Annotated in this window: 24 protein-coding genes and 1 pseudogene; 8 read left to right on the top strand and 17 right to left on the bottom strand. The window is 60.6% G+C overall.

Annotated elements, in window-relative coordinates; genetic code table 11:
* Positions 1-7: 7 nt before the first annotated feature.
* A complete protein-coding gene (nudC, locus tag ACYZT9_RS14445) occupies positions 8-838 on the top strand; it encodes an NAD(+) diphosphatase (protein WP_462006116.1) in 831 nt (276 codons plus the stop codon).
* Here nudC and ACYZT9_RS14440 read toward each other — a convergent pair.
* From ACYZT9_RS14440 to ACYZT9_RS14425, 4 genes are all read right to left on the bottom strand, one after another.
* Entirely contained in the window at positions 806-1,585 is a 780-nt protein-coding gene (locus ACYZT9_RS14440) for a TSUP family transporter (RefSeq protein WP_462006115.1), read from the bottom strand. The two genes, nudC and ACYZT9_RS14440, sit on opposite strands and share 33 nt — an antisense overlap.
* 115 nt (positions 1,586-1,700) lie before the next feature.
* Positions 1,701-1,844, bottom strand: coding sequence for a hypothetical protein (locus ACYZT9_RS14435; RefSeq protein WP_462010299.1), 144 nt, complete (start codon positions 1,842-1,844; stop codon positions 1,701-1,703).
* A 266-nt stretch (positions 1,845-2,110) separates the two neighbouring features.
* On the bottom strand, positions 2,111-2,587 hold the full coding sequence (locus ACYZT9_RS14430; RefSeq protein WP_462006114.1) for a nuclear transport factor 2 family protein: 477 nt from the start codon (positions 2,585-2,587) through the stop codon (positions 2,111-2,113).
* A 56-nt stretch (positions 2,588-2,643) separates the two neighbouring features.
* A complete protein-coding gene (locus ACYZT9_RS14425) occupies positions 2,644-3,207 on the bottom strand; it encodes a TetR/AcrR family transcriptional regulator (protein WP_462006113.1) in 564 nt (187 codons plus the stop codon).
* A gap of 217 nt (positions 3,208-3,424) precedes the next feature.
* Here ACYZT9_RS14425 and pssA point away from each other — a divergent pair, with 217 nt between their 5' ends.
* Complete coding sequence (pssA, locus tag ACYZT9_RS14420) at positions 3,425-4,768, top strand: CDP-diacylglycerol--serine O-phosphatidyltransferase (protein WP_462006112.1); 1,344 nt, start codon at positions 3,425-3,427, stop codon at positions 4,766-4,768.
* A gap of 114 nt (positions 4,769-4,882) precedes the next feature.
* Here the strand turns inward: pssA and efeO (ACYZT9_RS14415) are convergent.
* The 4 genes and pseudogenes from efeO (ACYZT9_RS14415) to efeU form a co-directional block, all read right to left on the bottom strand.
* Positions 4,883-5,706, bottom strand: a pseudogene (efeO, locus tag ACYZT9_RS14415) (iron uptake system protein EfeO).
* A 25-nt stretch (positions 5,707-5,731) separates the two neighbouring features.
* On the bottom strand, positions 5,732-7,030 hold the full coding sequence (gene efeB / locus ACYZT9_RS14410; RefSeq protein ID WP_462006111.1) for an iron uptake transporter deferrochelatase/peroxidase subunit: 1,299 nt from the start codon (positions 7,028-7,030) through the stop codon (positions 5,732-5,734).
* A gap of 16 nt (positions 7,031-7,046) precedes the next feature.
* Entirely contained in the window at positions 7,047-8,234 is a 1,188-nt protein-coding gene (gene efeO, locus ACYZT9_RS14405; protein WP_462006110.1) for an iron uptake system protein EfeO, read from the bottom strand.
* A gap of 111 nt (positions 8,235-8,345) precedes the next feature.
* Complete coding sequence (efeU, locus tag ACYZT9_RS14400) at positions 8,346-9,185, bottom strand: iron uptake transporter permease EfeU (RefSeq protein WP_462006109.1); 840 nt, start codon at positions 9,183-9,185, stop codon at positions 8,346-8,348.
* Between the two features lie 158 nt (positions 9,186-9,343).
* Here efeU and ACYZT9_RS14395 point away from each other — a divergent pair, with 158 nt between their 5' ends.
* The 6 genes from ACYZT9_RS14395 to ACYZT9_RS14370 all read left to right on the top strand — a co-directional run bounded on the left by ACYZT9_RS14395 (position 9,344) and on the right by ACYZT9_RS14370 (position 16,320).
* Positions 9,344-10,360: an AraC family transcriptional regulator gene (locus ACYZT9_RS14395; protein ID WP_462006108.1), complete on the top strand. Its 1,017-nt coding sequence runs from the start codon at positions 9,344-9,346 to the stop codon at positions 10,358-10,360.
* A 250-nt stretch (positions 10,361-10,610) separates the two neighbouring features.
* Positions 10,611-12,275 (top strand): AMP-binding protein, encoded by a 1,665-nt coding sequence (locus ACYZT9_RS14390; protein ID WP_462006107.1) that lies wholly within the window; start codon positions 10,611-10,613, stop codon positions 12,273-12,275.
* A gap of 16 nt (positions 12,276-12,291) precedes the next feature.
* Positions 12,292-13,053: an SDR family NAD(P)-dependent oxidoreductase gene (locus tag ACYZT9_RS14385; protein WP_462006106.1), complete on the top strand. Its 762-nt coding sequence runs from the start codon at positions 12,292-12,294 to the stop codon at positions 13,051-13,053.
* Positions 13,054-13,065: 12 nt separating this feature from the next.
* Positions 13,066-14,259, top strand: a complete 1,194-nt coding sequence (locus ACYZT9_RS14380; RefSeq protein ID WP_462006105.1) for an acetyl-CoA C-acyltransferase — start codon at positions 13,066-13,068, stop codon at positions 14,257-14,259.
* A 146-nt stretch (positions 14,260-14,405) separates the two neighbouring features.
* Positions 14,406-15,533, top strand: coding sequence for an acyl-CoA dehydrogenase (locus ACYZT9_RS14375; protein WP_462006104.1), 1,128 nt, complete (start codon positions 14,406-14,408; stop codon positions 15,531-15,533).
* 13 nt (positions 15,534-15,546) lie between these two features.
* Positions 15,547-16,320, top strand: coding sequence for an enoyl-CoA hydratase (locus ACYZT9_RS14370; protein ID WP_462006103.1), 774 nt, complete (start codon positions 15,547-15,549; stop codon positions 16,318-16,320).
* A gap of 94 nt (positions 16,321-16,414) precedes the next feature.
* Here the strand turns inward: ACYZT9_RS14370 and ACYZT9_RS14365 are convergent, their stop codons facing one another.
* From ACYZT9_RS14365 to ACYZT9_RS14325, 9 genes are all read right to left on the bottom strand, one after another.
* Positions 16,415-17,566: an acyl-CoA dehydrogenase family protein gene (locus ACYZT9_RS14365; RefSeq protein ID WP_462006102.1), complete on the bottom strand. Its 1,152-nt coding sequence runs from the start codon at positions 17,564-17,566 to the stop codon at positions 16,415-16,417.
* Between the two features lie 3 nt (positions 17,567-17,569).
* On the bottom strand, positions 17,570-18,676 hold the full coding sequence (locus ACYZT9_RS14360) for an enoyl-CoA hydratase/isomerase family protein (protein WP_462006101.1): 1,107 nt from the start codon (positions 18,674-18,676) through the stop codon (positions 17,570-17,572).
* 245 nt (positions 18,677-18,921) lie between these two features.
* A complete protein-coding gene (locus ACYZT9_RS14355) occupies positions 18,922-19,617 on the bottom strand; it encodes an HPP family protein (protein WP_462006100.1) in 696 nt (231 codons plus the stop codon).
* 210 nt (positions 19,618-19,827) lie between these two features.
* Complete coding sequence (locus tag ACYZT9_RS14350; RefSeq protein ID WP_462006099.1) at positions 19,828-21,207, bottom strand: UDP-glucose dehydrogenase family protein; 1,380 nt, start codon at positions 21,205-21,207, stop codon at positions 19,828-19,830.
* A 3-nt stretch (positions 21,208-21,210) separates the two neighbouring features.
* The gene (locus tag ACYZT9_RS14345) at positions 21,211-21,345 is read right to left on the bottom strand and encodes a hypothetical protein (protein WP_462006098.1); all 135 of its coding nucleotides are present in this window, start codon (positions 21,343-21,345) and stop codon (positions 21,211-21,213) included.
* 54 nt (positions 21,346-21,399) lie between these two features.
* Complete coding sequence (locus tag ACYZT9_RS14340) at positions 21,400-22,470, bottom strand: ABC transporter ATP-binding protein (RefSeq protein WP_462006097.1); 1,071 nt, start codon at positions 22,468-22,470, stop codon at positions 21,400-21,402.
* Positions 22,467-24,065, bottom strand: a complete 1,599-nt coding sequence (locus ACYZT9_RS14335) for an ABC transporter permease (RefSeq protein ID WP_462010225.1) — start codon at positions 24,063-24,065, stop codon at positions 22,467-22,469. Before ACYZT9_RS14335 ends, ACYZT9_RS14340 begins: the two co-directional genes overlap by 4 nt.
* Positions 24,066-24,069: 4 nt before the next feature.
* Positions 24,070-25,083: an iron ABC transporter substrate-binding protein gene (locus ACYZT9_RS14330; protein WP_462006096.1), complete on the bottom strand. Its 1,014-nt coding sequence runs from the start codon at positions 25,081-25,083 to the stop codon at positions 24,070-24,072.
* A gap of 51 nt (positions 25,084-25,134) precedes the next feature.
* The gene (locus ACYZT9_RS14325) at positions 25,135-25,695 is read right to left on the bottom strand and encodes a PqiC family protein (RefSeq protein WP_462006095.1); all 561 of its coding nucleotides are present in this window, start codon (positions 25,693-25,695) and stop codon (positions 25,135-25,137) included.
* Positions 25,696-25,701 lie beyond the last annotated feature (6 nt).

Here is a 25,701-nt window from a genome sequence, read left to right as displayed (position 1 = left end):
TTGAAAAATGATTTCACGCTGGACCACCGCAGTACTGGACACCGAACAACCGGGCGGCTGGGCCGTTGCGCGCAGCCCCGAAGGTTTTCTGTTCGATGACAATGGCGCGCTGTTCCCGCGCGAATGGCTCAAGCGTCAGGACCTGTCGATGCTCGCCGAACATGGCATAGGCCACCTGGATGGCGAGCCGGTGTATCTGCTGGAGCTGCGCAGTCATAGCGAAGTGCCGGGCTGCAGCTGGAAAGGCCTGCGGGCGTTCATGCTCGAAAGTGATCACACCGTTTACAAAGTGCTTGGTTATGCCGCGCAGATTGGCACCTGGGCCCGTGAACACCGTTTTTGCGGTAACTGCGGGCAGGCCACGAAGCAAGTCTTCCGCGAACGGGCGATGTATTGCGAACCCTGCGATCTGCGTTACTACCCGCGCATTTCGCCGAGCATGATCGTGCTGATCACCCGTGGCGATGAAGTCCTGCTGGCGCGTTCACCGCGGTTTGTTACCGGGGTCTACAGCACGCTGGCCGGATTCGCCGAGCCGGGCGAATCGGCCGAGGACTGCCTGATCCGTGAGGTTCGCGAGGAAGTGCAGATCGAGGTCAGGAACATCCAGTACATGGGCAGCCAGTGCTGGCCGTTTCCGCACTCGATGATGCTCGGTTTTCATGCCGAGTACGCCAGTGGCGAGATTGTGTGCCAGGAAGACGAGATCGAGGACGCCCAGTGGTTCAACGTGCACGAGCTGCCGCCGTTGCCGGCGTCACGCTCGATTGCCCGTTACCTGATCGACGTCTACGTGGCGCGGCGCTTAGGCCACGCTGAACCAGTGTTGCCAGGCTAGGCGCACGGTCAGGCCCAGCACCACGGTGATGAATACCGGGCGAATGAACTTGGCTCCGCCACTGATGGCGGAGCGGGCGCCGAAGAAAGCACCGACCATGACCGACAGGCCCATGCTCAGGCCAATCACCCAGTCCACTTGCCCGGAAAAGATGAACACCGACAGTGCCGCAATGTTGCTGACGAAGTTCATGCTGCGGGCCACGCCGCTGGCTTTCACCAGGTCGATGGGGTACATGAGCAGGCTGCTGACGGTCCAGAACGCGCCCGTGCCCGGTCCGGCGACACCGTCGTAGAAGCCAAGGCTGAAGCCTTGGGTCGATTGCCACTTTTTCCTGATCGGTGCGTTGCTGTCCAGCGGCGCTTTTGGCGTGCCGCCGAACAACAGATAAAGACCGCAGGCGAACACGATCACCGGCAGCATCTTGTTCAGCCATTCGGCGGGCAGGTAATGCGCAACCACCGCACCGGTCAGCGCACCGACCAGCGTGCCGACGATGGCGTGCACCCACTGCCGGGGATGGAACAATTTGCGTCGGTAGAAGGTGAAACTGGCGGTGGCCGAACCGAAGGTCGAACTGAGTTTGTTGGTGCCCAGCACCAGATGCGGCGGCAGGCCCGCGGTCAACAGCGCCGGAGTGGTCAACAGCCCACCGCCGCCGGCAATGGCGTCGATAAAACCGGCAATGAAGGCGACAACGGCCAGAATGGCCAGGGTGGTGAGGTCAACGCTGAGTTCGAAAGGCATGGAATCGGCTTATTCGGCGGGGGGCAGCAAGTGGGCTGCGGGAAGGGCCGATATCTTACCTATATCCAGACTTTGCGGCGACCGGGCTGATCTCTTCGACTCGATCGCGAAGGCGTCAGCTCTGACGACACATCACTTGCGGGTGTTCTCGCTCAAGGGCCCCGGCGGCAATGCGCTGGAAGATCGGCCGGAACTTCGAGGTCAGCGCTTCAAAGTCGGCGCCAAGGGACAGCGGATTGATTACCTGATGTTCGGTCATGGGACAGCTCCTCGGATCGGCAGTGGATATCGAGCTGATTGCACGGTCCATGCCGGAGCAGGGCAGGCAGGATCAGCAGGGATGTTCGGACTTGGATGGGCTTGAACTGTTGCTGTACCAACAGCGCAGCAGCAAATTGCCCCTGACACAGTCAGATCATTGGGGGAGCGGGCTTGCTCGCGAGTGGGGTGAGTCAGTACGCATCAACGCTGACTGACACACCGCTTTCGCGAGCAAGCCCGCTCCCACAAGAGATCCATGTGAGCTTAGAGACCCAGATCGGACAGGCTTGGGTGATCGTCCGGCCGACGACCCAGTGGCCAGTGGAACTTGCGGTCGCTTTCCTTGATCGGCATGTCGTTGATGCAGGCGAACCGGTTGGCCATCAAACCGTTTTCGTCGAACTCCCAGTTTTCGTTGCCGTAGGAACGGAACCAGTTGCCCGAGTCGTCGTGCCATTCATAGGCGTAGCGCACGGCAATGCGGTTATCGGTAAAAGCCCAGAGTTCCTTGATCAGGCGGTAGTCGAATTCCTTGGCCCATTTGCGCGTCAGGAAGGCTTTGGCTTCTTCACGGTTGTAGGCGAACTCGGCGCGGTTGCGCCATTGGGTGTCCAGGGTGTAAGCGAGGGACACCCGCTGCGGGTCACGAGAATTCCAGCCGTCTTCAGCCAGGCGAACTTTCTCGATGGCCGATTCAAGGGTAAAGGGCGGCAATGGCGGACGAACTTCAGCGTTAGACATTTACAGTCTCCCTATCAATTAAAAGTTCAAGCAAGTTGTCGGGCTTGGTTAAAGTGTTACAGGTCCAATAACTTTCGCGCCATGCATTGCGCATTATCGGCGGCACTGTGATCACCCATGACAAGCGCCACGGTAATGGCACCGTCGATCAGGATCAGCAGCTGTCTGGCCAGCGTCTCCGGGTCGGCAGCGCCATGTTCGGTGCAGAGCTCGCGCAGGTAGTCGAGCAGCTTCTGTTTGTGTTCTTTGGCGACCAGGCGAATCGGGTCTTGCGGGTCGCCGATCTCACCGCTGGTGTTGATGAAAGCGCAGCCGCGAAAGCCTTCCGAGCCGAACCAGGCCTTGAGCACGTTAAACAGGTTAAGCAGGCGATCGGCCGGGGTTTCGGCCTGGTCGACGGCGCTTCTGTACCAGTGCATCCAACGGACGTCGCGGCGTTGCAGGGCCGCAACGGTCAGCTCCTCCTTGTTGGCGAAGTAGCGGTAGATACTTTTTCTGGAGACGCCGGCGGTCTTCACCAGAAGATCCATGCCGGTGGCAGCGATGCCACTTTTGTAGATCAACTTTTCGGTGACGTCCAGAATGATGTCGCGGGTTTCGTTGTTAGTGATTTCGTTCATGTGTAGACAGTAGAACGATCGTTCTCCTTGGTCAAGCGAGTATTTGTGACGTTAGTGAAATCGCCTTCGCGAGCAAGCCCGCTCCCACATTTGAAATGTGTTCTCCCTGTGGGAGCGGGCTTGCTCGCGAAGGGGCCCTCACAGACACCAGCAAGACCCAAGCCCATCCATGGTGTAAGCTCTCAAACTCTCCGGATTCGACCCAATTGCGAGCCCTATGCCGTCGCTTTTCAAACGCTCTCTGCTGCCCAAACTGCGCAGTTTTCCGCTGACCGCCGATGCCGTCACCATCCTCTCTGGCGCTGCCGAATTCCGCCGTTGCCTGTTGGAAAAAATCGCCCAGGCGACTCGGCGCATCTACATCGTCGCGCTGTACCTGCAACAGGATGAAGCCGGCCAGGAAATTCTCGATGCCTTGCACGCCGCCAAACTCGCACGTCCGGAACTGGACGTGGTGGTGGTCGTCGACTGGCTGCGCGCCCAGCGTGGCTTGATTGGTGCGGGCAAACAGCCGGGCAATTCGGCGTGGTATCAGGAAACCACCCGAACCCACGCCAGTGTGGTCCCCGTGTACGGCGTGCCGGTGCAGACCCGCGAGCTGTTCGGCGTGCTGCATTTGAAAGGCTTCGTGATTGATGACTGCGTGATCTATAGCGGCGCGAGTCTCAACAACGTCTACTTGCACAAGTTCGACAAATACCGCTACGACCGTTATCACCTGCTGCAGAACAGCGCTTTGGCCGATTCGATGCAGCACCTGGTCCAGCACGGCCTGATCGCGTCGAAAGCGGTGCACCGTCTCGATTTGCCGAACCTGCCGACCACCCGCAGCCTGCGCAGCGACATCGGCGACCTGCGCAGCCGGCTCAAGCACGCGGCGTACGACACCACGACGGGCAGCACGGCCAAGGACGGTTTATCGGTCAGCCCGTTGCTCGGTGTCGGCAAGAACAACCCGTTGAGCCGGGTGATTTGCGAGTTGATCGCCAGCGCCCAGCATCAACTGACGATCTGCACGCCGTACTTCAACCTGCCGCTGGCGGTGACCCGGGAAATCAACCGGGCGCTCGCGCGGGGCGTGAAGATCGATATCGTGGTGGGCGACAAAACGGCGAACGACTTCTACATTCCGCCAAGTGAGCCCTTCAAGGTCATTGCAGCGTTACCGTACCTCTACGAGATCAGCCTGCGCCGCTTTGCCAAGCGTCATCATCGCAGCGTCGACAGCGGTCAGTTGAATTTGCACCTGTGGAAGGACGGCGATAACACCTATCACCTCAAAGGCATGTGGATCGATCAGCGTTATACCTTGCTGACCGGCAACAACCTCAACCCGCGGGCGTTTCGCCTCGACCTGGAAAACGCGCTGCTGATCGATGACCCGAAAGGGGAACTGATGGCGCCACGTCGCAGCGAGCTGGCAGAGATTTTCCAGCACACCACGCGCATTGAGCGTTATCAGGATCTGGAAACCCTGCCGGATTACCCGGCGGCGGTGGCCAAGTTTCTCAAGCGGGTGAGTCGAGTGCGGATCGAGCGGTTGTTGTATCGCATCCTTTGATTATGTAGCGTGCCCGCTGGTCCCTTCGCGAGCAAGCCCGCTCCCACATTGGAACGCATTCCAATTGTGGGAGCGGGCTTGCTCGCGAAGGAGTTTGATCAGACGCTATAAAACTCAGTTCAGCCCCAGCTTCCCACGCAACGTCGACAAATCTTCAGCCAACGTATTCACCGGCCCGACCAACGCTTTACGGTCGCTTTCCTTCACTTTGTCGTAAGTCTCAAAACCGCCATCCCTGGTTTTGTACTTGGCCAGGTCTTGTTCACGATCGCAAAGTTCTTGTCGACCTTGGCAATGAACACCGCGTCCTCCTGCTCGATCTGCGGGCGGAACAGGTCGACGATTTTCTTCGCACCGTCGATGTTGCCCTGGAAGTCATACAGGTCAGTGTGGCTGTAGCGATCCTCTTCACCGGAGATCTTGGTCGCCGCCACTTCCTCCAGCAGCGCAGCAGCGCCGCCCACCACTTTCTCGGGCGGGAAGGTCAGGCCGGCCACGCGGGTTTGCAGGTCTTTGACGTCTTTGTTCAAGCCGTCGGCCAGCTCGCCCAGACCTTCGGTGCTCTTCTCGGAGAACAGCGAATACTCAATGCGGTGGAAACCGGTGAAGTCTTCGGCCTTCACGCCTTTTTCGTGGTCGTCGACACGAGAGTCGATGGACGCGTCGAGGTCACTTAACAGCTCGGCGATCGGCTCGATCGACTCGTAGTAAACCCGAGTCGGCGCGTAGAGTTTCTGCGCGGTGGCGAGGTCGCCTTTCTTCACGGCGTCGGTGAATTTCCGAGTGTGGCTGGCCAGTTCGTCCAGTTGTTCGGTCACGTAGATTTTGTAGTCCGAGATCGGCCCCACCAGCTCCAGCGGCGCCGTCGCCGCGAAAGCCGAAAGCGGGGTGTTGAGCCAACCGAGGGTCAGCAGTAACGCGAGTGGCGAATTTTTCATAGGACGGTTCCGTGTTGGCGTTTGGTTATGCGGTGGCTACTGGTTGTGTTGCATCAAGCAACGAGCGACCGATGAAGTCCTGTTCGCCCATCGCACCCGGCAGGGTGAAGAAGTACCCGCCACCGACCGGCTTGAGGTATTCCTCGAGCGGCTCGCCGTTGAGTCGGGTTTGCACAGCAATGAAGCCTTTTTCCAGATCGGCCTGGTCGCAGATGAACAGCAAACCCATGTCCAACTGACCGTTCTTGTTCACGCCGTTGGAGTAGTTGAACGGCCGGCGCAGGATCAGGTTGGCCTGGCTCGCGGCAGTACGTGGATTGGCCAGACGGATGTGGGAGTCGAGCTTAGTCAGCTTGCCTTCGGGGTCTTTGGCGTAGTCCGGCACTTCGGTTTCACGGGCGCCGCCCATGGGTGCACCGGTGCTTTTGATCCGGCCGAGGATGCTTTCCTGCTCTTGCAACGGCGTGCGGTCCCAGCGTTCGACGAAGTTGCGGATGATCCGTACCGCTTGATAGCTGCCATTCGCGGCCCACGCCGGTTCGTCGCCGCCGGGCTGGACCCAGACGATGCTGTCCATGGCCTTGGCGTCGTTGGAATCAGGGTTGGCCGAGCCGTCGCGAAAGCCCAGAAAGTTGCGCGCACTCTGCGCCGGTATGCCGGGTTTCGCCGGAGCTTGCGGCGGCACGCTGCCTTCCTGTTTCCAGCGCACCAGCAGCAGGTCCGGCAGGTTTTTCACGATGTCGCGCAGGGCATGGATGTTGGTGTCGGTGGTGTTGGCGCAGAACTGCAAGCTCAGGTCGCCGTGGCAGCAATCGGCTTCCAGCGCATCGTTGGGAAAACCGACCATGCGGCTCAGGCGTTTCGGTTTTGCATTGGCCAGACCGAAGCGCTCGTCGAACAACGATTCACCCACCGACACGGTGATGGTCAGGTTGTCGGGTGTGACCACTGGGCCAAGAATCCCTGAATCCACCGGCGGCAGTTTCGGGTCGACCTGCGCCACCGGGCCACCCTTCATCAGGAACGCGATGCGCTCGTTGAGCGTGCGGAACAGCCGCTCCATCTCTTCACGGTCGCTGGCCAAAACATCGAACGACACCAGCATGCCGGACGCCGGGCGCGGGGTGACGATGCCGCTCTGGTGCCGACCGTGGAAATCGCGGCGGTCTTCGGTCTTGTCGCTGCTCGGCGCTTCGGTGACCTGCGCGGGGCTGGCGGCCAAGGCCGGGCAGCTCAAGGCCGAACCGGCCAAGGCCACGCCAGCGGCGCCCATGCCCATCAATACCCGGCGCCGCTGAAGGTTGAATTGCTCTGAGTCGTTCATCTGAAATTCGTCTCTGCTAGAGGCCGGAAAGGCCAAGGGCGGGATCGATGCCATCGAGGGCGTGGGCCAGCGCCTTGGCCTTGTCGGCGATCTGTTTGCGTTGCTCGGCACTGACCGTGTCGTAACTCGCGTAGCCGTCCTTGACCTTGAAGCCGTTGAGTTCGGCATCGAGGCTGGCGGCGGCGTTGTCGATGGTCGGCAGCAGTTCGGCGGCGGACTTGCTCAGCAGCGGGCGCAACAGGTCGACCACTTTGCGCGCCGCGTCGAGGTTGCCGGCGAAACCGTTCAGGTCGGTGTGGCTGTAGCGTTCTTCTTCGCCGCTGCGAGCGCGTACGTCGTCCAGATTGTCGAGGTTGCGCACCACGATGCTGACCAGTTGTTCCGGCGGCAGCGATTGGGCGAGCAGTTGTTGCTTGAGCGTGGTGACGTCGTTCAGCAGTCGCTGGGAGACCAGTGTCAGGCCGTCGAGATTGCGTTGCTGGAACAGCGCATGTTCGAGGCGATGGAAGCCGCTGAAGCCCGGATCCTGCTCGCGTTTTTCAAAGTAATCGGCACGGGCGTTGATCGTGTTGTCGAGTTCGGCGAGCCGCTGTGCAGCCGGGGCGATGCGTTGATACGCGGTGCGGGCCGGAACGTACAACGCTTGCGCCTGACTCAGGTCACCGGCTTCGATGGCGTGCTCAAGGGCGGTGACGGCTTTGATCAACGCGGTGCTCTGGCTGCTCAGGTAGACGCGGAATTCCGACAATGGGCCGACGAAAGTCACCATTGACGGCTTGGCTTTGGCTGCCGCATCGGAAGCCGCGGTAGGTGTCACGTGCAGCGTGCCGCGCGGGTTACTCAGCAGGCCGCAGGTGATCGCGTAATCACCAGGCAGCAGGTTGGCGTTGATCACCTGACTCAGGTCGGGCGCGATGTTTTCCCGTTCTTCGACCACCAGCACGCCATCGAGGATTTCCCATTCGACGGCGCGGTCCGAGCGGTTGACGATGCGGAAACTGGCGCGACCGGCCGGCACCGTCAACGCATTCGGCTCGCAGCTGTGTGGGTGGATGGTCACCAGCACTTCGTCATGGTGGGCCTGACGTTTGGCTGCGGCCATTTTCGAGGCGTAGTAGAACAGGCCGCCGGCGGCGATCATCACGATCACCGAACCGGCCACCGCCCAGCGCAAGGCGCGGGGAGGGGAGGATTGATTTGGCATGGGTGCCCTTACTGATTTGTGAATGTCTCAACGCACCTGCCCCGTGTAGGAGCGAGCCCGCTCGCGAAAAACCTGAGGGCGCTGCGGGGAACCGGTGTTCCCGCGTAATCGTTAACGACCATCGCGAGCAAGCTCGCTCCTGCAAGGGGCCGGCGCGGGGAGAAAAAACAGCACCAGTGCCACCACCAGATAAACCGCATAGGCGCCCAGGGTGCTGACGGTTGGAGCATCCTGATAACCGAACATGCTGGCCAGCACCGAACCTAGCGGGCCGTCCATCGGCAGCGTGACGCTGAGGTCGAATAGCACCGTTTGCAGGCGATTCCAGACCCCGGCCTCATGCAGCGCCTGCACCGAGTTGGCGAGAATGCCGGCGGCCACCACGAGGATGAACAGGCCGGTCCAGCGAAAGAACGCACCGAGGTTCAGGCGCATGCTGCCGGTGTAGATCAGGAAACCGACGATGATCGCCAGGACCAGGCCAAGCAGGCCACCGATCGGGGCGCCCGGGCCTTCGCTTTGCTGGAACACCGCAAGCAGGAAGAACACCGTTTCGAGGCCTTCCCGGGCGACGGCGAAAAACACCATGGCGATCGGCGCGGTGACCTTGTGTCTGGAGCCGGTCAGCGCCTGATCGAGGGAGACGTGCAGCGAATGCTTGATCGAACGCGCCACTTTACGCATCCAGAACACCATGGAGCTCAAGATGCCGACGGCGACCAGGCCGACCACTCCTTCGAACAATTCCTGTTGTTTCTGCGGAAACTCGGCACTGACCAGCTCCAGGCCACCACCTACCAGCAGGGCCAGGGCAACAGCGAGAAACACACCGATCCAAACGGCCGGCATCCACTGGCCGCGACCGGTTTGCTTGAGGTAGCTGGCGATGATGCCAACGATCAATGCCGCTTCAATGCCTTCGCGCAGCATGATCAAAAAAGGAACCAGCATTCAGCACCGTCACAGGATTAGATAGGGTGCTAAGTTGTAGCATAATGACACTAATTCCCAAATGGCAATAATTGGCATTAACCTGAACCTAAGCTGAACAGATCAAAAGATCGGGCTAATATGCGCACCACTGATAACAACAGGGCTTACCTCGCGCAATGTCGGAAAAAGACACCATCTCCATTCAACTGGTGCGTGAAGCGCTGTTGCAAAGTTGCGCCCCGGGCGCCGCCACCGACGAGGTGTTGAACAAAGTCGGCATCGATCCGGCGCTGCTCGAATCTTCCAAAGCCCGCGTGCCGGCCACGGCATATGCACGGCTGTGGCGTTTACTGGCCCGGCGTCGTGACGATGAGTTTTTTGGCATGGACCCGCGCAAGCTCAAATCCGGCAGCCTGGAGTTTCTGTGTCGCTGCTCCATGGTCCAGCCGAGCCTCGCCGCCGGCCTGACTTCAGGACTGGCGTTTCTGTCGTTGATGCTTGAACACCTCCCCGCGCAGCTGGTTCGCCAGCAAAGCCTCGCGGAGATCGTGCTGTTGGAGGACGACCAAGACCCGCGTCGCGCCTTTACGTATTTCACCTACTGGATGATTGTTCACGGCGTGGCCTGCTGGCTGGCGGGACGACGGATCCCGATTCTGGCCATCGAGTTGCGTTGCCCGGCGCCAGACTTCTGCGATGACTATCAGGTGATGTTTTCCGAAAACCTGCGTTTCGACCGACCGCGCACCCGGATGATCTTCTCGGCTGATTGCCTGGATTTGCCGATCAAACGTAGCGCTGAAGAGCTCAAGCGATTCCTGGCCCATGCGCCCGCGAACATTCTGGTCAAGTACCGCGACCCGCAGAGCCTCGCCAGTCGCATCAAACAGGATTTGCGCAAATTGCCTGCCGAACATTGGCCGGAAACCGAAGCCCTGGCGCAGCAACTGTGCATGTCGGCATCGACCTTGCGTCGGCGGCTGGCGGAAGAAGGGCAGACGTATCAGGGGCTCAAGGACAGCGTGCGCAAGGAGTTGGCCATCGTTTGGCTGGCCGAACCGAGTATCAGCTTCGCCGAGATCGCCACCCGGCTGGGATTTGCCGATACGAGTTCGTTCTACAAAGCGTTTCGCAAGTGGTCGGGGTCGAATCCGGGGCATTATCGGAGTTTGATTCTGAACGAGGCCACCTGATTTGGATTTTGCATTGATGCAGCGGGCCTCTTCGCGAGCAAGCCCGCTCCCACAGGGGAAATGCATTCCAACCGTGGGAGCGGGCTTGCTCGCGAAGGCGCCCTTCAAGGCGCCACACCTGTTAGATCTTGGCCAAACCAGTCAGACAACTTGATAGCTTTGACCATTGCCCCACCCCCCGCACAGAGCGAGTATTTCCCTGTTGATTACGGTTCCCCCAACCTAATAAAAATACAGAGGGATTCTGGCAATGCGCGATTACTTGTCTGCCACGTCACAGTTCAACTATCAGCACACCGTCGACGCCGCGCTCACGGGCAATTTGACGGCCCTCAATGCCTGCGTTGAGTGTTGCGACCGGCATGCATTGCCAGGTCGCATCGCGCTGTTCTGGGAAAGCCGCGACGGCGCCAGCGCGACCTACACCTTCAGCGACCTGCAGGACAAAGCCGCGCGTTTCGCCAATTTCCTTCTGGCCCAGGGTGTGCAGAAAGGCGACAAGGTTGCCGGTCTGTTGCCACGCAATATCGAATTATTGATCACCGTGTTCGCCACATGGCGTATCGGCGCGGTGTATCAGCCGTTGTTCACCGCGTTCGGCCCCAAAGCCATTGAACACCGCCTGAGCTGCTCTGACGCCAAAGTGGTGGTCACCGACGCGGTCAACCGCGCCAAACTCGCTGAAGTCGCCGACTGCCCGACCATCGTCACTGTCGGCGGTACGAAAGGCCAGGGCATCGTTCGTGGCGACTTCAGTTTCTGGGCCGAGCTCGCCAACTATTCCCCCGAGTGCGAACCGGTGCTGCTGACCGGCGAAGATCCGTTTCTGCTGATGTTCACTTCGGGCACCACCGGCCCGTCGAAAGCGCTGTCTGTACCGCTGAAAGCCATCGTCGCGTTCCAGAGTTACACCCGTGACGCCGTGGACCTGCGCCCGGGAGACGCGTTCTGGAACGTCGCCGATCCGGGCTGGGCCTATGGCATCTATTTCGGCGTCACCGGGCCGATGGCGATGGGGCATCCGATCACCTTTTACGATGGCCCGTTTACCCTCGAAAGCACCTGCCGGGTGATCAACAAATACAGAATCACTAACCTCACCGGCTCGCCGACCGCGTATCGCCTGTTGATCGCCGGAGGTGACGAGTTCGCGAAAGCGATCAAGGGCAAGCTGCGCATTGTCAGCAGTGCCGGCGAGCCGTTGAACCCGGAAGTGATCCGCTGGTTCGCCGACAACCTCGACGTGGTGATTCATGACCATTACGGCCAGACTGAGTTGGGCATGGTCCTGTGCAACCACCACGGCCTGAAACATCCGATCCACATGGGCGCCGCCGGTTTTGCCTCGCCGGGCCACCGCATCGTGGTGCTGGATGACGACTACAAGGAACTGGGCGTCGGCCAGCCCGGCATCCTGGCCATCGACCGCACCCAGTCGCCGATGTGCTGGTTCGGCGGTTACGAAGGCGCACCCACCAAGGCCTTCGTCGGCAACTATTACTTGAGCGGCGACACCGTCGAGTGGAACCCGGACGGCAGCATCAGCTTCGTCGGTCGCAGCGACGACGTGATCACCACCTCCGGCTACCGCGTCGGCCCGTTCGACGTCGAAAGTGCGTTGATCGAACACCCGGCCGTCATCGAAGCCGCCGTGGTCGGAAAACCCGACCCGGAACGCACCGAACTGGTCAAAGCGTTCGTCGTTCTCAGCGCGCAATACCGCGCCGCACCCGAACTGGCCGAGGAACTGCGTCAACACGTGCGCAAGCGTCTGGCCGCGCACTCGTACCCCCGTGAAATCGAATTTGTCAGCGAGTTGCCGAAAACCCCAAGCGGCAAGTTGCAGCGCTTTATCTTGCGCAACCAGGAAATCGCCAAGGCTCAAGAGGCCGCGGCGAAGAACGTTTCAGCTTGAATCCAAGGAAACAATGATGCAGATCGAAAACAAGGTTTTTCTCGTCACCGGCGGTGCCTCCGGACTCGGTGCGGCCACGGCTGAAATGCTGGTCGCGGCCGGAGGCAAAGTGATGCTGGTGGACATGAACGCCGACGCGGTTGCGGCTCAGGCTGAACGTTTGGGTGTGCAAAGCGTGGTTGCGGATATCAGTAACGAAGCTGCGGCCGAAGCGGCGGTGCAGGCGACGGTCAAGGTCTTTGGCGGACTCAACGGTCTGGTCAACTGCGCCGGCATCGTCCGTGGCGAGAAGATCCTCGGCAAAAACGGTCCGCACGCGCTGGCCAGTTTCAGCCAGGTGATCAACGTCAACCTGATCGGCAGCTTCAACATGCTGCGTCTGGCGTCGGCGGCCATTGCCGAAACCGAGCCGGATGCCGATGGCGAGCGCGGGGTGATCATCAACACCGCCTCGGCTGCGGCTTACGATGGCCAGATCGGCCAGGCGGCTTATGCCGCGTCCAAAGGCGCGATTGTCAGCCTGACCTTGCCCGCCGCCCGTGAACTGGCGCGCTTCGGCATTCGTGTGATGACCATCGCTCCGGGCATTTTCGAAACGCCGATGATGGCCGGCATGACCCCGGAAGTCCGCGAATCCCTGGCTGCCGGCGTGCCGTTCCCGCCACGTTTGGGCAAACCAGGCGAGTATGCGGCGCTGGTCAGGCATATTATTGAAAACAGCATGCTCAATGGCGAGGTGATCCGTCTCGACGGTGCCTTGCGCATGGCCGCCAAGTAAGGAGGATTTGTCATGACTATGTCCAACGATCCAATCGTAATCGTCAGCGCCGTCCGCACCCCGATGGGCGGTTTTCAGGGCGAACTGAAAAGCCTGACCGCGCCGCAACTAGGCGCTGCCGCGATTCGTGCCGCCGTCGAACGTGCCGGTGTGGCACCGGACTCGGTTGAAGAAGTATTGTTTGGCTGCGTGCTGTCCGCCGGCCTCGGCCAGGCCCCTGCACGCCAAGCTGCACTGGGCGCCGGGCTGGATAAATCGACCCGCTGCACCACCCTGAACAAGATGTGCGGTTCGGGCATGGAAGCGGCCATTCTGGCCCACGACATGCTGGTCGCCGGCAGCGCCGATGTGGTAGTCGCCGGCGGCATGGAAAGCATGTCCAACGCGCCGTACCTGCTGGACCGCGCCCGCAGCGGTTACCGCATGGGCCACGGTCGCGTGCTCGATTCCATGTTCCTCGATGGCCTCGAAGACGCCTACGACAAAGGCCGCTTGATGGGCACCTTTGCCGAGGATTGCGCAGAAACCAACGGTTTCAGCCGCGAAGCGCAGGACGCGTTTGCCATCGCCTCGACCACCCGCGCGCAGCAGGCGATCCAGGACGGCAGCTTTAAGGACGAAATCGTTCCGCTGACCGTGACCGTCGGCAAAGAGCAGGTACTGATCAGCAACGACGAACAGCCACCGAAAGCCAAACTGGACAAGATTGCCTCGCTGAAACCGGCATTCCGCGAAGGCGGCACCGTGACAGCGGCGAACTCCAGTTCGATTTCCGATGGCGCGGCGGCCCTGGTGTTGATGCGCCGTTCCGAAGCTGAAAAACGCGGTTTGAAACCACTCGCGGTGATTCATGGTCATGCAGCGTTTGCCGACACGCCGGGCCTGTTCCCGGTCGCGCCGGTGGGCGCGATCAAGAAGCTGATGAAGAAAACCGGCTGGTCGCTGGACCAGGTCGATCTGGTGGAAGTCAACGAAGCCTTCGCCGTCGTCGGCATGGCAGCCATGACCCATCTGGAAATCCCCCACGAGAAGATCAACGTTCACGGCGGCGCCTGCGCCTTGGGCCACCCGATCGGTGCGTCCGGCGCGCGGATCCTCGTGACCTTACTCTCGGCCCTGCGTCAGAAAGGCCTGAAGCGCGGGGTGGCAGCGATCTGCATCGGCGGCGGAGAAGCCACGGCGATGGCCGTGGAATGCCTGTACTAAGGCAAACGCCAATCCCAATGTGGGAGCGAGCTTGCTCGCGATAGCGGTGTATCAGTTGATAGAAATATTGAATGCAAGTCCGCCATCGCGAGCAAGCTCGCTCCCACAGGAGGGTTTCGCATTCAGCTTATTTTCAAGGACTTGCCATGATTCCCAATGACGAACAACTCCAGATCAGCGAGGCTGCACGGCAGTTTGCCCAGGAACGGCTGAAACCGTTCGCCGCCGAATGGGACCGTTTACACCGGTTCCCCAAGGAAGCCATCGGTGAGATGGCCGAACTGGGTTTCTTCGGCATGCTGGTGCCGGAGCAGTGGGGCGGTTGCGACACCGGTTACCTGGCCTACGCCATGGCCCTGGAAGAAATCGCCGCCGGTGACGGCGCCTGCTCGACCATCATGAGCGTGCACAACTCGGTGGGTTGCGTGCCGATCCTCAACTACGGCAACGACGATCAGAAAGAGCGCTTCCTCAAACCCTTGGCCAGCGGCTCGATGCTCGGCGCATTCGCGTTGACCGAGCCACAAGCCGGCTCCGATGCGAGCGGCCTGAAAACCCGCGCCCGTCTTGAAGGCGATCACTACGTTCTGAATGGCTGCAAACAGTTCATCACCTCCGGGCAGAACGCCGGCGTGGTGATCGTGTTTGCGGTGACGGACCCGAGCGCCGGCAAACGCGGGATCACCGCGCTGATCGTGCCGACTGATTCGCCGGGCTACAAAGTCGCCCGCGTCGAAGACAAACTCGGCCAGCACGCGTCCGATACCTGTCAGATTCTGTTCGAAGACGTCAAAGTGCCGGTGGCCAACCGCTTGGGCGAAGAGGGCGAAGGCTACAAGATCGCCCTGGCTAACCTCGAAGGCGGTCGCGTCGGCATCGCTTCGCAAGCGGTGGGCATGGCCCGCGCCGCGTTCGAAGCGGCCCGGGATTATGCCCGTGAGCGCGAAAGTTTCGGCAAACCGATCATCGAACATCAAGCGGTCGCGTTCCGCCTGGCGGACATGGCCACCCAGATCGCGGTCGCCCGGCAGATGGTGCACTACGCAGCGGCCTTGAGAGACAGCGGCAAACCGGCATTGGTCGAAGCCTCCATGGCCAAACTGTTTGCTTCGGAAATGGCGGAAAAGGTTTGCTCCGCCGCGTTGCAAACCCTCGGCGGTTACGGTTACCTGAACGATTTCCCGCTGGAGCGGATCTACCGCGACGTGCGGGTGTGCCAGATCTACGAAGGCACGAGCGATATTCAGCGCATGGTCATTTCGCGCAGTCTTTAATAAGGAGTCCATTGTGAATTACGAAACGATTTTGCTGGAAACCCAAGGCCGTGTCGGCCTGATCACCCTGAATCGCCCGCAGGCGCTGAACGCGTTGAACGCGCAGATCGTCAGCGAACTCAACCACGCTTTGGATGGTCTGGAAGCTGATTCCAACATCGGTTGCATCGTGCTGACGGGCTCGAAAAAAGCCTTCGCCGCCGGTGCCGACATCAAGGAAATGGCCGAACTGACCTACCCGCAGATTTACCTCGATGACCTGTTCAGCGACAGCGACCGGGTGGCCAACCGCCGTAAACCGATCATTGCCGCGGTCAACGGTTTTGCCCTCGGCGGCGGCTGCGAACTGGCGCTGATGTGCGACTTCATCCTGGCCGGCGACAACGCCAGATTCGGTCAGCCGGAAATCAACCTCGGCGTGCTGCCAGGCATGGGCGGCACCCAGCGCCTGACCCGCGCCGTCGGTAAAGCCAAGGCGATGGAAATGTGCCTGAGCGGTCGTTTGATTGATGCGGTGGAAGCGGAACGTTGCGGGATCGTCGCGCGGATCGTGCCGGCGGATGAGTTGCTGGACGAAGCGTTGAAAGTCGCGGCACTGATTGCCAAAAAATCGCTGCCGATAGCGATGATGGTCAAGGAAAGCGTCAACCGTGCGTTTGAAGTGAGCCTGTCGGAAGGTGTGCGTTTTGAACGTCGGGTGTTCCATGCGGCGTTTGCGACGCAGGATCAGAAGGAAGGGATGGCGGCGTTTATTGCCAAGCGTGAAGCTGAGTTCGTCGGTAAGTAATGCGGCCATCGCGAGCAAGCCCGCTCCCACAAGGGATCTCATAAACGCTGAGGTCCAAGGTGGGAGCGAGCTTGCTCGCGATGCTTTTAAGGCTTTAAACCAAATAATTTTTCAGTTCTCGGGCAATCACCATTCGCTGAATCTCGCTAGACCCTTCATATATCTGCGTAATCCGCGCATCCCGGTAGTAACGCTCCACCGGATAATCCTCCAGATACCCGTACCCGCCATGGATCTGCATCGCTGACGAGCAGACCTTCTCGGCCATCTCCGAGGCAAACAGCTTGGCTTGCGAAGCCTCAGACAAACAAGGCTTGCCCGCGCTGCGCAACCGCGCGGCATGCAGGATCAGCAACCTGGCCGCATTCAGGCGGGTGTGCATGTCGGCCAGCATATTGGCGATGCTCTGGTGCTCGATGATCGGCTTGTCAAACTGCACGCGATCACGCGAGTAGGCGAGCGCCGCTTCGAACGCCGCACGAGCGATCCCCAACGCTTGCGCGGCGATACCGATGCGTCCGCCTTCGAGGTTGGAGAGGGCGATCGCCAGGCCTTTACCACGATCACCCAACAGATTGGCTTCGGGAATCGTGCAGTTGCTCAGGGTCACCGCGCAGGTATCGGAGGCGCGAATGCCCATCTTGTGTTCGGTGCGATCGACGATGAAACCGGCGGTATCGGTTGGCACCAGAAACGCTGAAATCCCACGCTTGCCCAAGTCCGGATCGGTCACGGCAAACACGATCGCCAGTTTCGCCCGTTTGCCGTTACTGACAAATTGTTTGGCGCCGTTGATCACCCATTGGCCGTCACGCAGTTCGGCGCGGGTGCGCAGGTTGTGCGCTTCGGAGCCGGCTTGCGGCTCGGTCAGGCAGAAGCAGCCGATGGCCTGGCCACTGGCGAGATCCGGCAGCCAGGTCTTTTTCTGTTCTTCGGTGCCGTAGTTCAGAACCGGCCCGCAGCCCACGGAATTGTGGATGCTCATCAGTGCGCCCGTGGCGCCGTCGCCGGCGGAAATCTCTTCCACCGCCAAGGCATAGGCGACGTAATCGACATAAGTGCCGCCCCATTCTTCAGGCACCACCATGCCCAGCAGGCCCAGTTCGCCCATCTTCGCCACCAGACCGTCGTCGATCCAGCCGGCCTTTTCCCAGGCTTGCGCATGGGGCGCGATTTCGCCACGGGCAAAATCCCGGGCCATGTCGCGAATCATGACTTGCTCTTCGCTCAATTCGATATCGTGCATGGCTCAGCTCCCGCTCCGGTCAAACCCTGTGAAGAAACTCGCAACATGCTCGGCGTCCAGCGCCTGCAAGGTCGGCGGGTTCCAGCGCGGGCGCTTGTCTTTGTCGATCAGCAAGGCGCGCACGCCTTCGATCAGGTCGCCGCGCTCGAACCACTGACGGTCCAGGTGCAGCTCGAGGGCGAAGCAGTCTTCCAGGTTCAAGTGCCGACCGCACCGCAGCATTTCAAGGGTCACGCCCATGGCCAGCGGCGAACGGCTTTGCAGCAGATCAGCCGTGGTTGTCGCCCATTCATGGCTGTCGGCGACTGTGACTTCGCGCAATTGTTCAACAATACTCGGCACGTCGGGCAGGGCGAAGAAGTGATCGATGGCCGGGCGCAGTTTGCTCAGCGGCGCATTGGGCAGATGCTGCACAGCGAGTTGTGCGAGCAGGCCTTGAAGGTCTTTCAGCGGGGTGTCGTGCCATTCCAGCTGATCGAGGCGCTCGTCCAGGATGCCTAGTTTGTCGCTGTCCAGGCACCAGTCAGCCAATCCGCAATAGAGCGCGTCGGCCGCGCGGATCTGCACGCCGCTGACGCCGAGGTAAATGCCCAGCTCCCCGGGAATGCGCGGCAGAAAGTAGCTGCCACCGACGTCAGGAAAGTAACCGATGGCCACTTCCGGCATTGCAAGACGACTTCGTTCGGTCACCACCCTCAAGTCGGCGCCTTGCACCAGGCCCATACCGCCGCCCAGGACGAAACCGTCCATCAAGGCGAGTACGGGTTTGCAGTAGTGATGGATTGCGAGGTCGAGGGCGTATTCCTCGACAAAGAAATCTTCGTGCAGGGTGTCGCCGTTTTTGAAGCTGTCGTACAGCGAGCGGATATCACCGCCGGCGCAGAAGGCTTTCTCGCCGGCACCGCGCAAAACCACGGCGCGAATCTGCGGATCGTTTGCCCAGACGTCGAGCTGGCGGTGCAGGTGGCGGACCATGTCCAGGGTGATCGCGTTGAGACCGGCGGGGCGATTGAGGGTCAGGTAACCGATGTGGTTGCGAACCTCGGCCAGCACTTCATTTTGCGTGGCATCCATGGACTGAGTCCCCGGAGAAGAAACCTGAGCAGTCATCACTAACTCCCTGCTTTTATTGTTCTTTATAGAGATGCTCGCACGCGAGCGATCCCGGATCGTACCAGTGCAAATTTGCCATGTACAACCGGGATATGTGCAGGTCGAGTATGCATTTTTGCAAGGGCGATCACTCATACCGTGGGAGCGGGCTTGCTCGCGAAGGGGCCCTGGCAGTCAACATTGATGCTGGATGACAAACCGCTTTCGCGAGCAAGCCCGCTCCCACAAAGGACTGTGCTCCCTCAGGTTCGCTTGCGAAGCACTTCACTGATGCTGCGGCGCCTTGCATGCAACTCACTGGCATGAATCAGCTGTTCGAGGTCCTCCGGCGTGACGTCGATGAATGCTTCCATGTCCGCCAATGCCCGTTTCAAATCCTCGGCGGTGATGGCCTGGCTGCCGGCCGACGGCAGGGCTGGCGCGGGTTCGGCGGGTCGTTTCGGGTAACGAATGCGCGTCAGGTTGTTGTAGACCAAGGCGCTGAGCAGCATGGTCGCTGCGCTGAGCATCACCGGGCCGAGGGCTTTCCAGTCGAGCGCGATGGTTGCCGGATCGGCCAATACCAACAGCAACGCGAGGGCGCCGGCCGGCGGATGCAGGCAGCGCAGCCAACACATCAGGAGCAGTGCCATGCCAGCGGCGAGGCATGCGCTGCCGAGGGTTCGTCCGAGCACGTGAGCGACCAGTAGCGCGATCACGCCGGCGCTCAAGTAGCCGCCGAGTATCGACCAGGGTTGTGCCAGCGCCCCGGAGGACACCGCAAACAGCAGCACCGCCGAGGCACCCAGCGGTCCGATCAGGTGCTGCGCGACTTCGATGCCGAATACCCGCGAGCAGAGCCAGACGCTGAACATCGTACCCAAGGCCATGCCGATGGCGGCGCGGCTCCATTCCGAGGGGCGGGTGTTGATGGCGGCAGGTAACCAGCGAGCAAGCATTTGGCAAACGACCCCATTCAAAAAATCGAGGCAAAAAAAAGGCTTAGCTGGGATACCCAGAAAGCCCTTGAAGGAGTTCCAACTATTGGGGGAGGAACGAGGGACAGTGTGCCGATCATTCGCGATGCTGACAAATTCATATTAATGCAGTTTGAGTGCATTAATGTTGCTGTAAAGCGACTCGGCGACCGCTCATGAATATTCCATCAATCACGCAACAACTGATTGCGCCCGCCATTGCTGATGCGGAATCGGTAGCTTGCGTGAGTCACCGCGCCCCATCGGGAAGTACATGAACCCGTTGCGCGCCAGGCGATCGGCGTCGTACAGGTTGCGTCCGTCAAAGATCACCGGAGCTTTGAGCCGCTGCTGGATCAGGTTGAAATCCGGCGCCTTGAACTGTTGCCACTCGGTGCAGATGATCAATGCATCGGCACCGGTCAGCACCGATTCCGGGGTGCCCATGAGCATCAGCTTTGCTTCGTCGGGGTACAAATGCTGGGTTTCCTGCATCGCTTCCGGATCGAACGCCCGCACGCTGGCGCCGGCGGCCCACAGCGATTCGAGCAGTACGCGGCTCGGTGCATCGCGCATGTCATCGGTGTTGGGTTTGAATGCCAGGCCCCACACGGCGAACGTCTTGCCGCGCAAATCGCCCTTGTAGAACGCGTTGATGCGCTCGAACAGCTTGTGTTTCTGTCGCTGGTTGATCGCTTCCACCGCTTGCAGCAGATCGCTGGAGCAATGCGCTTCTTCGGCGCTGTGGATCAGGGCGCGCATGTCTTTGGGGAAACATGAACCGCCGTAACCGCAACCGGGGTAGATGAAGTGATAGCCGATGCGCGAATCCGCGCCGATGCCCAGGCGCACCGATTCGATGTCGGCGCCCAGGTGCTCGGCCAGTTCGGCGATCTGGTTGATGAAGCTGATCTTGGTCGCCAGCATGCAGTTGGCGGCGTACTTGGTCAGTTCGGCACTGCGCACGTCCATGAACATGATCCGGTCATGGTTGCGGTTGAATGGCGCGTAAAGATCGCGCATGACGTCGCGCACCTCATCGCTTTCGCAGCCGATGATGATTCGGTCCGGGCGTCGGCAATCGGCCACCGCTGAGCCTTCTTTCAGAAACTCCGGGTTGGAGACGATCTCGAACTGCAACAACCGCCCGACCTTGATCAGGCACTTGTCGATGTGCGCGCGCAGGGTATCGCCGGTGCCCACGGGGACCGTGGATTTCTCCACCAGAATCACCGGGTGCTCGCGATGACGGGCCACCGCTTCGCCCACCGACAGCACGTAGCGCAGATCCGCTGAGCCATCGTCCCGGGACGGCGTGCCCACCGCGATGAACAACACCTGACCGTGTTGCACCGCGAGTTTTTCGTCGGTGGTGAACTGCAGCCGTTTTGCTTCCAGGCTTTCGCGCACCAGGCTGGCGAGCCCGGGTTCGAATATGCTCACGTGGCCCTGTTGCAGCAACTCGACTTTTTTCTCGTCGATGTCCATGCAGACCACGTCATGGCCGACTTCAGCCAACACAGCGGCCTGCACCAGGCCCACGTAACCGCTACCGAATACACTGATTTTCATAGGTCACTCGTTCTCCCCTTCGACCCGCATCAGTACGCCCACCGAACCGTTCTGGCGGGCATCGCGCATCCACAGCTGCACGTGATCAGGGTCGACGCGCTGCTGCGCGCCATCAGGATAAGCGAGGCCATATTTCAATTCGGCTATCGGGTTGTATAACGTCCGGCGGCGGGCAGTGGACCGCTCTGATCTTTAAGTTTCGTTCAGAACATGAGCGTGGCCGATGGTCGAGACGTGAACCTCACTGCCAGTCGGTGGCGCGTACAGGCCTGAACTGCGCACCATTAAGGATCGCCCTGGTTGGTCACCGGATTTCAACGGCTCCAACTCCACGGTCAGCGTGCAGGTATTGCCACTGAAATCCCGCTCGGTCACTACGGCACGACACCCCGCGGGTTCCACCGCGCTGGTCACGAAGCCTGCCAGTTGCAACTGCTCGGGTCGCAGCATGATCTGCGCGCAGCGGTTGTTGCGGTGATTGTTGACAGGTATCCGCCCCAGATCGCAATGGGCCCAGCCGGCCTCGATCCTGGCCGGCAGCACCACGGCCTCGCCGAGGAACAGCGCGATTTGTTCGTCGCCGGGGTAGCGGTAAAGGTCCAGCGGGTGACCGGACTGAACCAGGCGCCCCTCGCGCATGACAGCCAGTAGATCGGCAAACGACAGCGCTTCACTCTGGTCATGGGTCACCAGAATCGTGGTGACACCGGCGTCGGCCAACAACCGCGCGACCAGTTTGCGCATGGACGCGCGCAGGCCGGTATCGAGCGCGGAAAACGGTTCGTCCAGCAGCATTAATCGCGGGTGTTGCGCGAGGGCTCTCGCCAGTGCAACCCGTTGTTGCTGGCCGCCAGACAACTCATGGGGCCAACGATTGGCCATGCTGGCCGCAAGTTCCACGCTGTCCATCAACTCAGCGATACGGTCCCGTTTCCGGACGCCCCGGACCGCCAGTCCGAAACCGATATTGGCGGCCACAGTCATGTGCGGGAAGAGGGCGCCGTCCTGAGGGACATAACCAATCTGGCGTTGGTGCGCCGGCACTTCGTGGGTGTCGTCGACCAGCGTCTGGCCGTTGAGGGTCAGGCGCCCCGCGTCCGGGAACTCGAAGCCTGCGATCATGCGCAGCAAGGTGGTTTTGCCTGAACCCGAAGGGCCGACGATCACTGTGCGGCTCCCCGTCGGCACCGACAGGTTGATGTCTTCCAGAGCCATTTGTGGGCCGTAGGATTTGCAGATCGAATGCAGCTCAAGTGCGTTCATCGGCCCGCCGTTCGTTTGGATTGGTGATAGAGGAGTCCGGTCAACGGAAGTGACAGCAGAATCATCAGCAAGGCGTAGGGTGCCGCTGCGGCGTAGTCGATTTCACTGGTCAACGCCCAGAACCCGGTCGCCAACGTGCGCGTGCCGTTCGGGGCGAGCAGAAGGGTGGCCGTCAACTCGTTGGTGATCGCCAGGAACACCAATGCGGCGCCAGCGGCAGCGCCGGGCGCCGCCAGCCTCAAAGTAATCAGCCACAGCGCCCGACCGGGCGAACGACCGAGGCTGCGGGCCACGTTCTCCAGCTCCACCGGCGCTTGGGCAATGCCGGCACGCAAACTCACCAGCGCCCGGGGCAAGAACATCAGCAGATAAGCCAGCAGAACGGTGATCGTGGTCTGATAAATCGGCCGGGCGAAATGCACCGTGACCGCTACCAAGGCCAGGGCGACCACAATACCCGGCAAGGAACTGGTGATGTAATTGCAGCTTTCGAGAATCCGTTGCAACCGACCGGGCGAGCGAATCGACAGCCAGGCCATCGGGATGGCTGCGCAGGTGGTGAGCGCGGCGCCCGCGATCCCGAGCAGCAGTGTCTGCTGCAGCGCTGGCATCAGCTCGGCCATCTGCCAGACGTGCGTACCCCCTGCGATCAACCACTTGCCTAACGTAATCAGAGGCACACCGAGCGCCAGGGCGCAGGTCACCATCAGCAAGGCCTGCGCGAGTACGGTCGAACCGGTTTTCAAGCGCACTATTCGCTGATCCCGGGCGCTTCCCGAACCGACCCGCGCATACCGCGCATGGCCTCGCGCCGCCGATTCGACGGTCAGCATCGCCAGGCAACAGAGGGCGAGCACGCCGGCCAGCAGGTTGGCGGCGGGTCCGTTGAAGGTGGACTTGAACTGATCGAAGATCGCCGTGGTGAAGGTGTCGAAGCGAATCATCGCGTACAAACCATATTCGGCCAGCAAATGCAGCCCAACCAGTAAGGCACCGCCACAGATGGCCAGACGCAGCTGCGGCAGCACCACCCGGAAAAACACCGCCCAGGGTTTGAGCCCCATCGATTCTGCGACATCCTCTATGGCTGGATCGAGCCGGCGCAGGGACGCTGCAATCGGCAGATAGAGAAACGGGAAGTAGGCAATCACCGAGACCAGCACGCCGGCAAACAGCCCGTTGATCGACGGCACCAGGCTGACCCACGCATAACTGTGAACGAAGGCCGGGACCGCCAGCGGCGCGGTTGCCAGCAACGACCACCAGCGCCGGCCCGGCAGATTGCTGCGCTCTGTCAGCCAGGCCAGCGTCACGCCGAGGGCGACACACACGGGAATCGTGATCACTACCAGCAACACGGTGTTGATCAACAACTCGCCGACCCGTGGCCGAAACACCAGCGTTGCAAGGGTGGCCCAGCCGGTCTGCACGGAAACGCCGATGACGAAAGCAATCGGTAGCAGCGCCAGCAATGAAATCATTACCGACAAACCGATCACCCACGCACCGCCGCGACCCGCGAACATTCCGCGGGAGCGGCGGCGTAAATGTTCGGGTATCGCCGCAGCGACACCCACCGGTAGCGTTTCAGGTATCAATTCAGAGCAGTCCGGCCTGAGTCATCAGTTCCACGGCTTTTTTACTGTCGAGTTTTGACGCATCGACTGTCGGCGCGTCGAGCTGCTGCAGAGGCACCAGTTTCGGGTTGGATTCAGCGTTTTTACCCACGGCATATTCGAACGATTTACCCGTCTTGAGGATGGCCTGGCCGTCCTTGCCGGTCACCCATTTAAGGAACGCCTGGGCTTGTTCCTTGTGTTGACTGGACGCCAGAACACCGCCACCGGAGAGGCTGATAAACGCCCCCGGATCCTTGTGTTTGAAGTAGTGCAGGGCGGTGTTCTTGCTGTTTTCGCCGGTTTTGGCCTGATCGCCGAAGCGGTAATAGTGATAAATCACACCGCTGTCGATCTGCCCTGCATTCACCGCTTTCAATACAGAGCTGTTGCCCCGGTACGCAGTGAAGTTGGATTTCATCCCTTTCAACCATTCGAGCGTGGCGGCTTCACCCTTGAGCTCCAGCACCGCAGCGACAATGGCCTGGAAGTCGGCGCCGGCCGGTGACGCCGCCCAGCGACCTTTCCATTTCGGATCGGCGAGGTCCATCAGCGATTTCGGCAACCCGGCTTCAGGCAGTTTGTCCGGGTTGTAGACAAATACCGTAGAGCGCGCAGCAATGCCGACCCACTTGCCATTGGCCGGACGATAAGCCGCGTCGACTTGCTCCAGTGTGGTCGGCGCAACGGGTGCAAACAGCCCCGCGTTGTCCACCAGCACCATGGCCGGGGAGTTTTCGGTCAGGAACACGTCAGCGGGTGACGCCGTACCTTCCTGCACGATCTGGTTACTCATTTCGCTGTCATCGCCGTTGCGCACCGTGACCTTGATTCCGGTCTCTTTGGTAAAGCCCTCGATCCAGGCTTTTGTCAGGCTTTCGTGCTGGGCGTTGTAGACCACGATGCCGTCGGCATCGGTTGAGTTAGCATGACCGACACTCAGCAGGGCAGTGACGAACAGGGCTTTTGTCAGGAAAGCGGGGATAGGGCGATTCATGCAGTGGCGGCTCCCGTTATTTTCAGAATCGTGCACGCTGGAAACGTCAATTCACTGTGTCGCCGGGCAACCTTTTTGTGTTCCGCTCGCGGCCCGGCTGATCAGCGCAGCGAGGCGTTTGACGTTGTTCTGTTGGGCAAGGACCAAGTCGTCGATGGACGGGCCAGAGGGTGTTTGCAACGTGCTGCGGCAACTGACCAACGTGTTATCGCCTTCACCTGCGCCGCGCAGGCGCCATTTGACGTCCATCAATGCGTATTGCCCAGGAATCGAATCGAAGCGCTGCACGTCCACGCGCACCGACACCTTGCGTTGCGGATTGCTGTTGGCCAGCTGATCCACCAGAGCACTTCGCAATTCGTCCACCAGGCTCGCCGCCCACCATTCGGTTTCCAGAATGGCCAGGCCGCTGTTGCCCTGACGAATGACGATCTGCGGACGATCGACCTGAGGCGGTACGCTCAGGCCTTCGATGAAAATTTCCCCACCGTTGCCACGCGCCGTCCCGCCGAATTGCGTCGGGGTCAACGTGTGAAACTGAATCGGCTCACTGCGACACGCGGCGAGCAGCATAAACACAGCGACCAACGTGATCTTCAACGTAGAAACCATGGGCGA

This window comes from Pseudomonas sp. ZT5P21 (genome assembly GCF_054897785.1).
This window is presented reverse-complemented; position numbering and strand designations above follow the sequence as displayed.

Excerpts from the sequence above, each read along its gene's own strand:
- ACYZT9_RS14340 (WP_462006097.1), bottom strand. The coding sequence starts at position 22,470 with ATGAACGCACTTGAGCTGCATTCGATCTGCAAATCCTACGGCCCACAA.
- ACYZT9_RS14365 (WP_462006102.1), bottom strand. The coding sequence starts at position 17,566 with ATGCACGATATCGAATTGAGCGAAGAGCAAGTCATGATTCGCGACATG.
- pssA (WP_462006112.1), top strand. The coding sequence starts at position 3,425 with ATGCCGTCGCTTTTCAAACGCTCTCTGCTGCCCAAACTGCGCAGTTTT.
- ACYZT9_RS14325 (WP_462006095.1), bottom strand. The coding sequence starts at position 25,695 with ATGGTTTCTACGTTGAAGATCACGTTGGTCGCTGTGTTTATGCTGCTC.
- ACYZT9_RS14430 (WP_462006114.1), bottom strand. The coding sequence starts at position 2,587 with ATGTCTAACGCTGAAGTTCGTCCGCCATTGCCGCCCTTTACCCTTGAA.
- ACYZT9_RS14395 (WP_462006108.1), top strand. The coding sequence starts at position 9,344 with ATGTCGGAAAAAGACACCATCTCCATTCAACTGGTGCGTGAAGCGCTG.
- ACYZT9_RS14440 (WP_462006115.1), bottom strand. The coding sequence starts at position 1,585 with ATGCCTTTCGAACTCAGCGTTGACCTCACCACCCTGGCCATTCTGGCC.
- ACYZT9_RS14360 (WP_462006101.1), bottom strand. The coding sequence starts at position 18,676 with ATGACTGCTCAGGTTTCTTCTCCGGGGACTCAGTCCATGGATGCCACG.
- ACYZT9_RS14390 (WP_462006107.1), top strand. The coding sequence starts at position 10,611 with ATGCGCGATTACTTGTCTGCCACGTCACAGTTCAACTATCAGCACACC.
- ACYZT9_RS14435 (WP_462010299.1), bottom strand. The coding sequence starts at position 1,844 with ATGACCGAACATCAGGTAATCAATCCGCTGTCCCTTGGCGCCGACTTT.
- nudC (WP_462006116.1), top strand. The coding sequence starts at position 8 with ATGATTTCACGCTGGACCACCGCAGTACTGGACACCGAACAACCGGGC.
- ACYZT9_RS14330 (WP_462006096.1), bottom strand. The coding sequence starts at position 25,083 with ATGAATCGCCCTATCCCCGCTTTCCTGACAAAAGCCCTGTTCGTCACT.
- ACYZT9_RS14375 (WP_462006104.1), top strand. The coding sequence starts at position 14,406 with ATGATTCCCAATGACGAACAACTCCAGATCAGCGAGGCTGCACGGCAG.
- ACYZT9_RS14425 (WP_462006113.1), bottom strand. The coding sequence starts at position 3,207 with ATGAACGAAATCACTAACAACGAAACCCGCGACATCATTCTGGACGTC.
- efeO (WP_462006110.1), bottom strand. The coding sequence starts at position 8,234 with ATGCCAAATCAATCCTCCCCTCCCCGCGCCTTGCGCTGGGCGGTGGCC.
- ACYZT9_RS14350 (WP_462006099.1), bottom strand. The coding sequence starts at position 21,207 with ATGAAAATCAGTGTATTCGGTAGCGGTTACGTGGGCCTGGTGCAGGCC.
- ACYZT9_RS14385 (WP_462006106.1), top strand. The coding sequence starts at position 12,292 with ATGCAGATCGAAAACAAGGTTTTTCTCGTCACCGGCGGTGCCTCCGGA.
- efeB (WP_462006111.1), bottom strand. The coding sequence starts at position 7,030 with ATGAACGACTCAGAGCAATTCAACCTTCAGCGGCGCCGGGTATTGATG.
- ACYZT9_RS14355 (WP_462006100.1), bottom strand. The coding sequence starts at position 19,617 with ATGCTTGCTCGCTGGTTACCTGCCGCCATCAACACCCGCCCCTCGGAA.
- ACYZT9_RS14380 (WP_462006105.1), top strand. The coding sequence starts at position 13,066 with ATGACTATGTCCAACGATCCAATCGTAATCGTCAGCGCCGTCCGCACC.
- efeU (WP_462006109.1), bottom strand. The coding sequence starts at position 9,185 with ATGCTGGTTCCTTTTTTGATCATGCTGCGCGAAGGCATTGAAGCGGCA.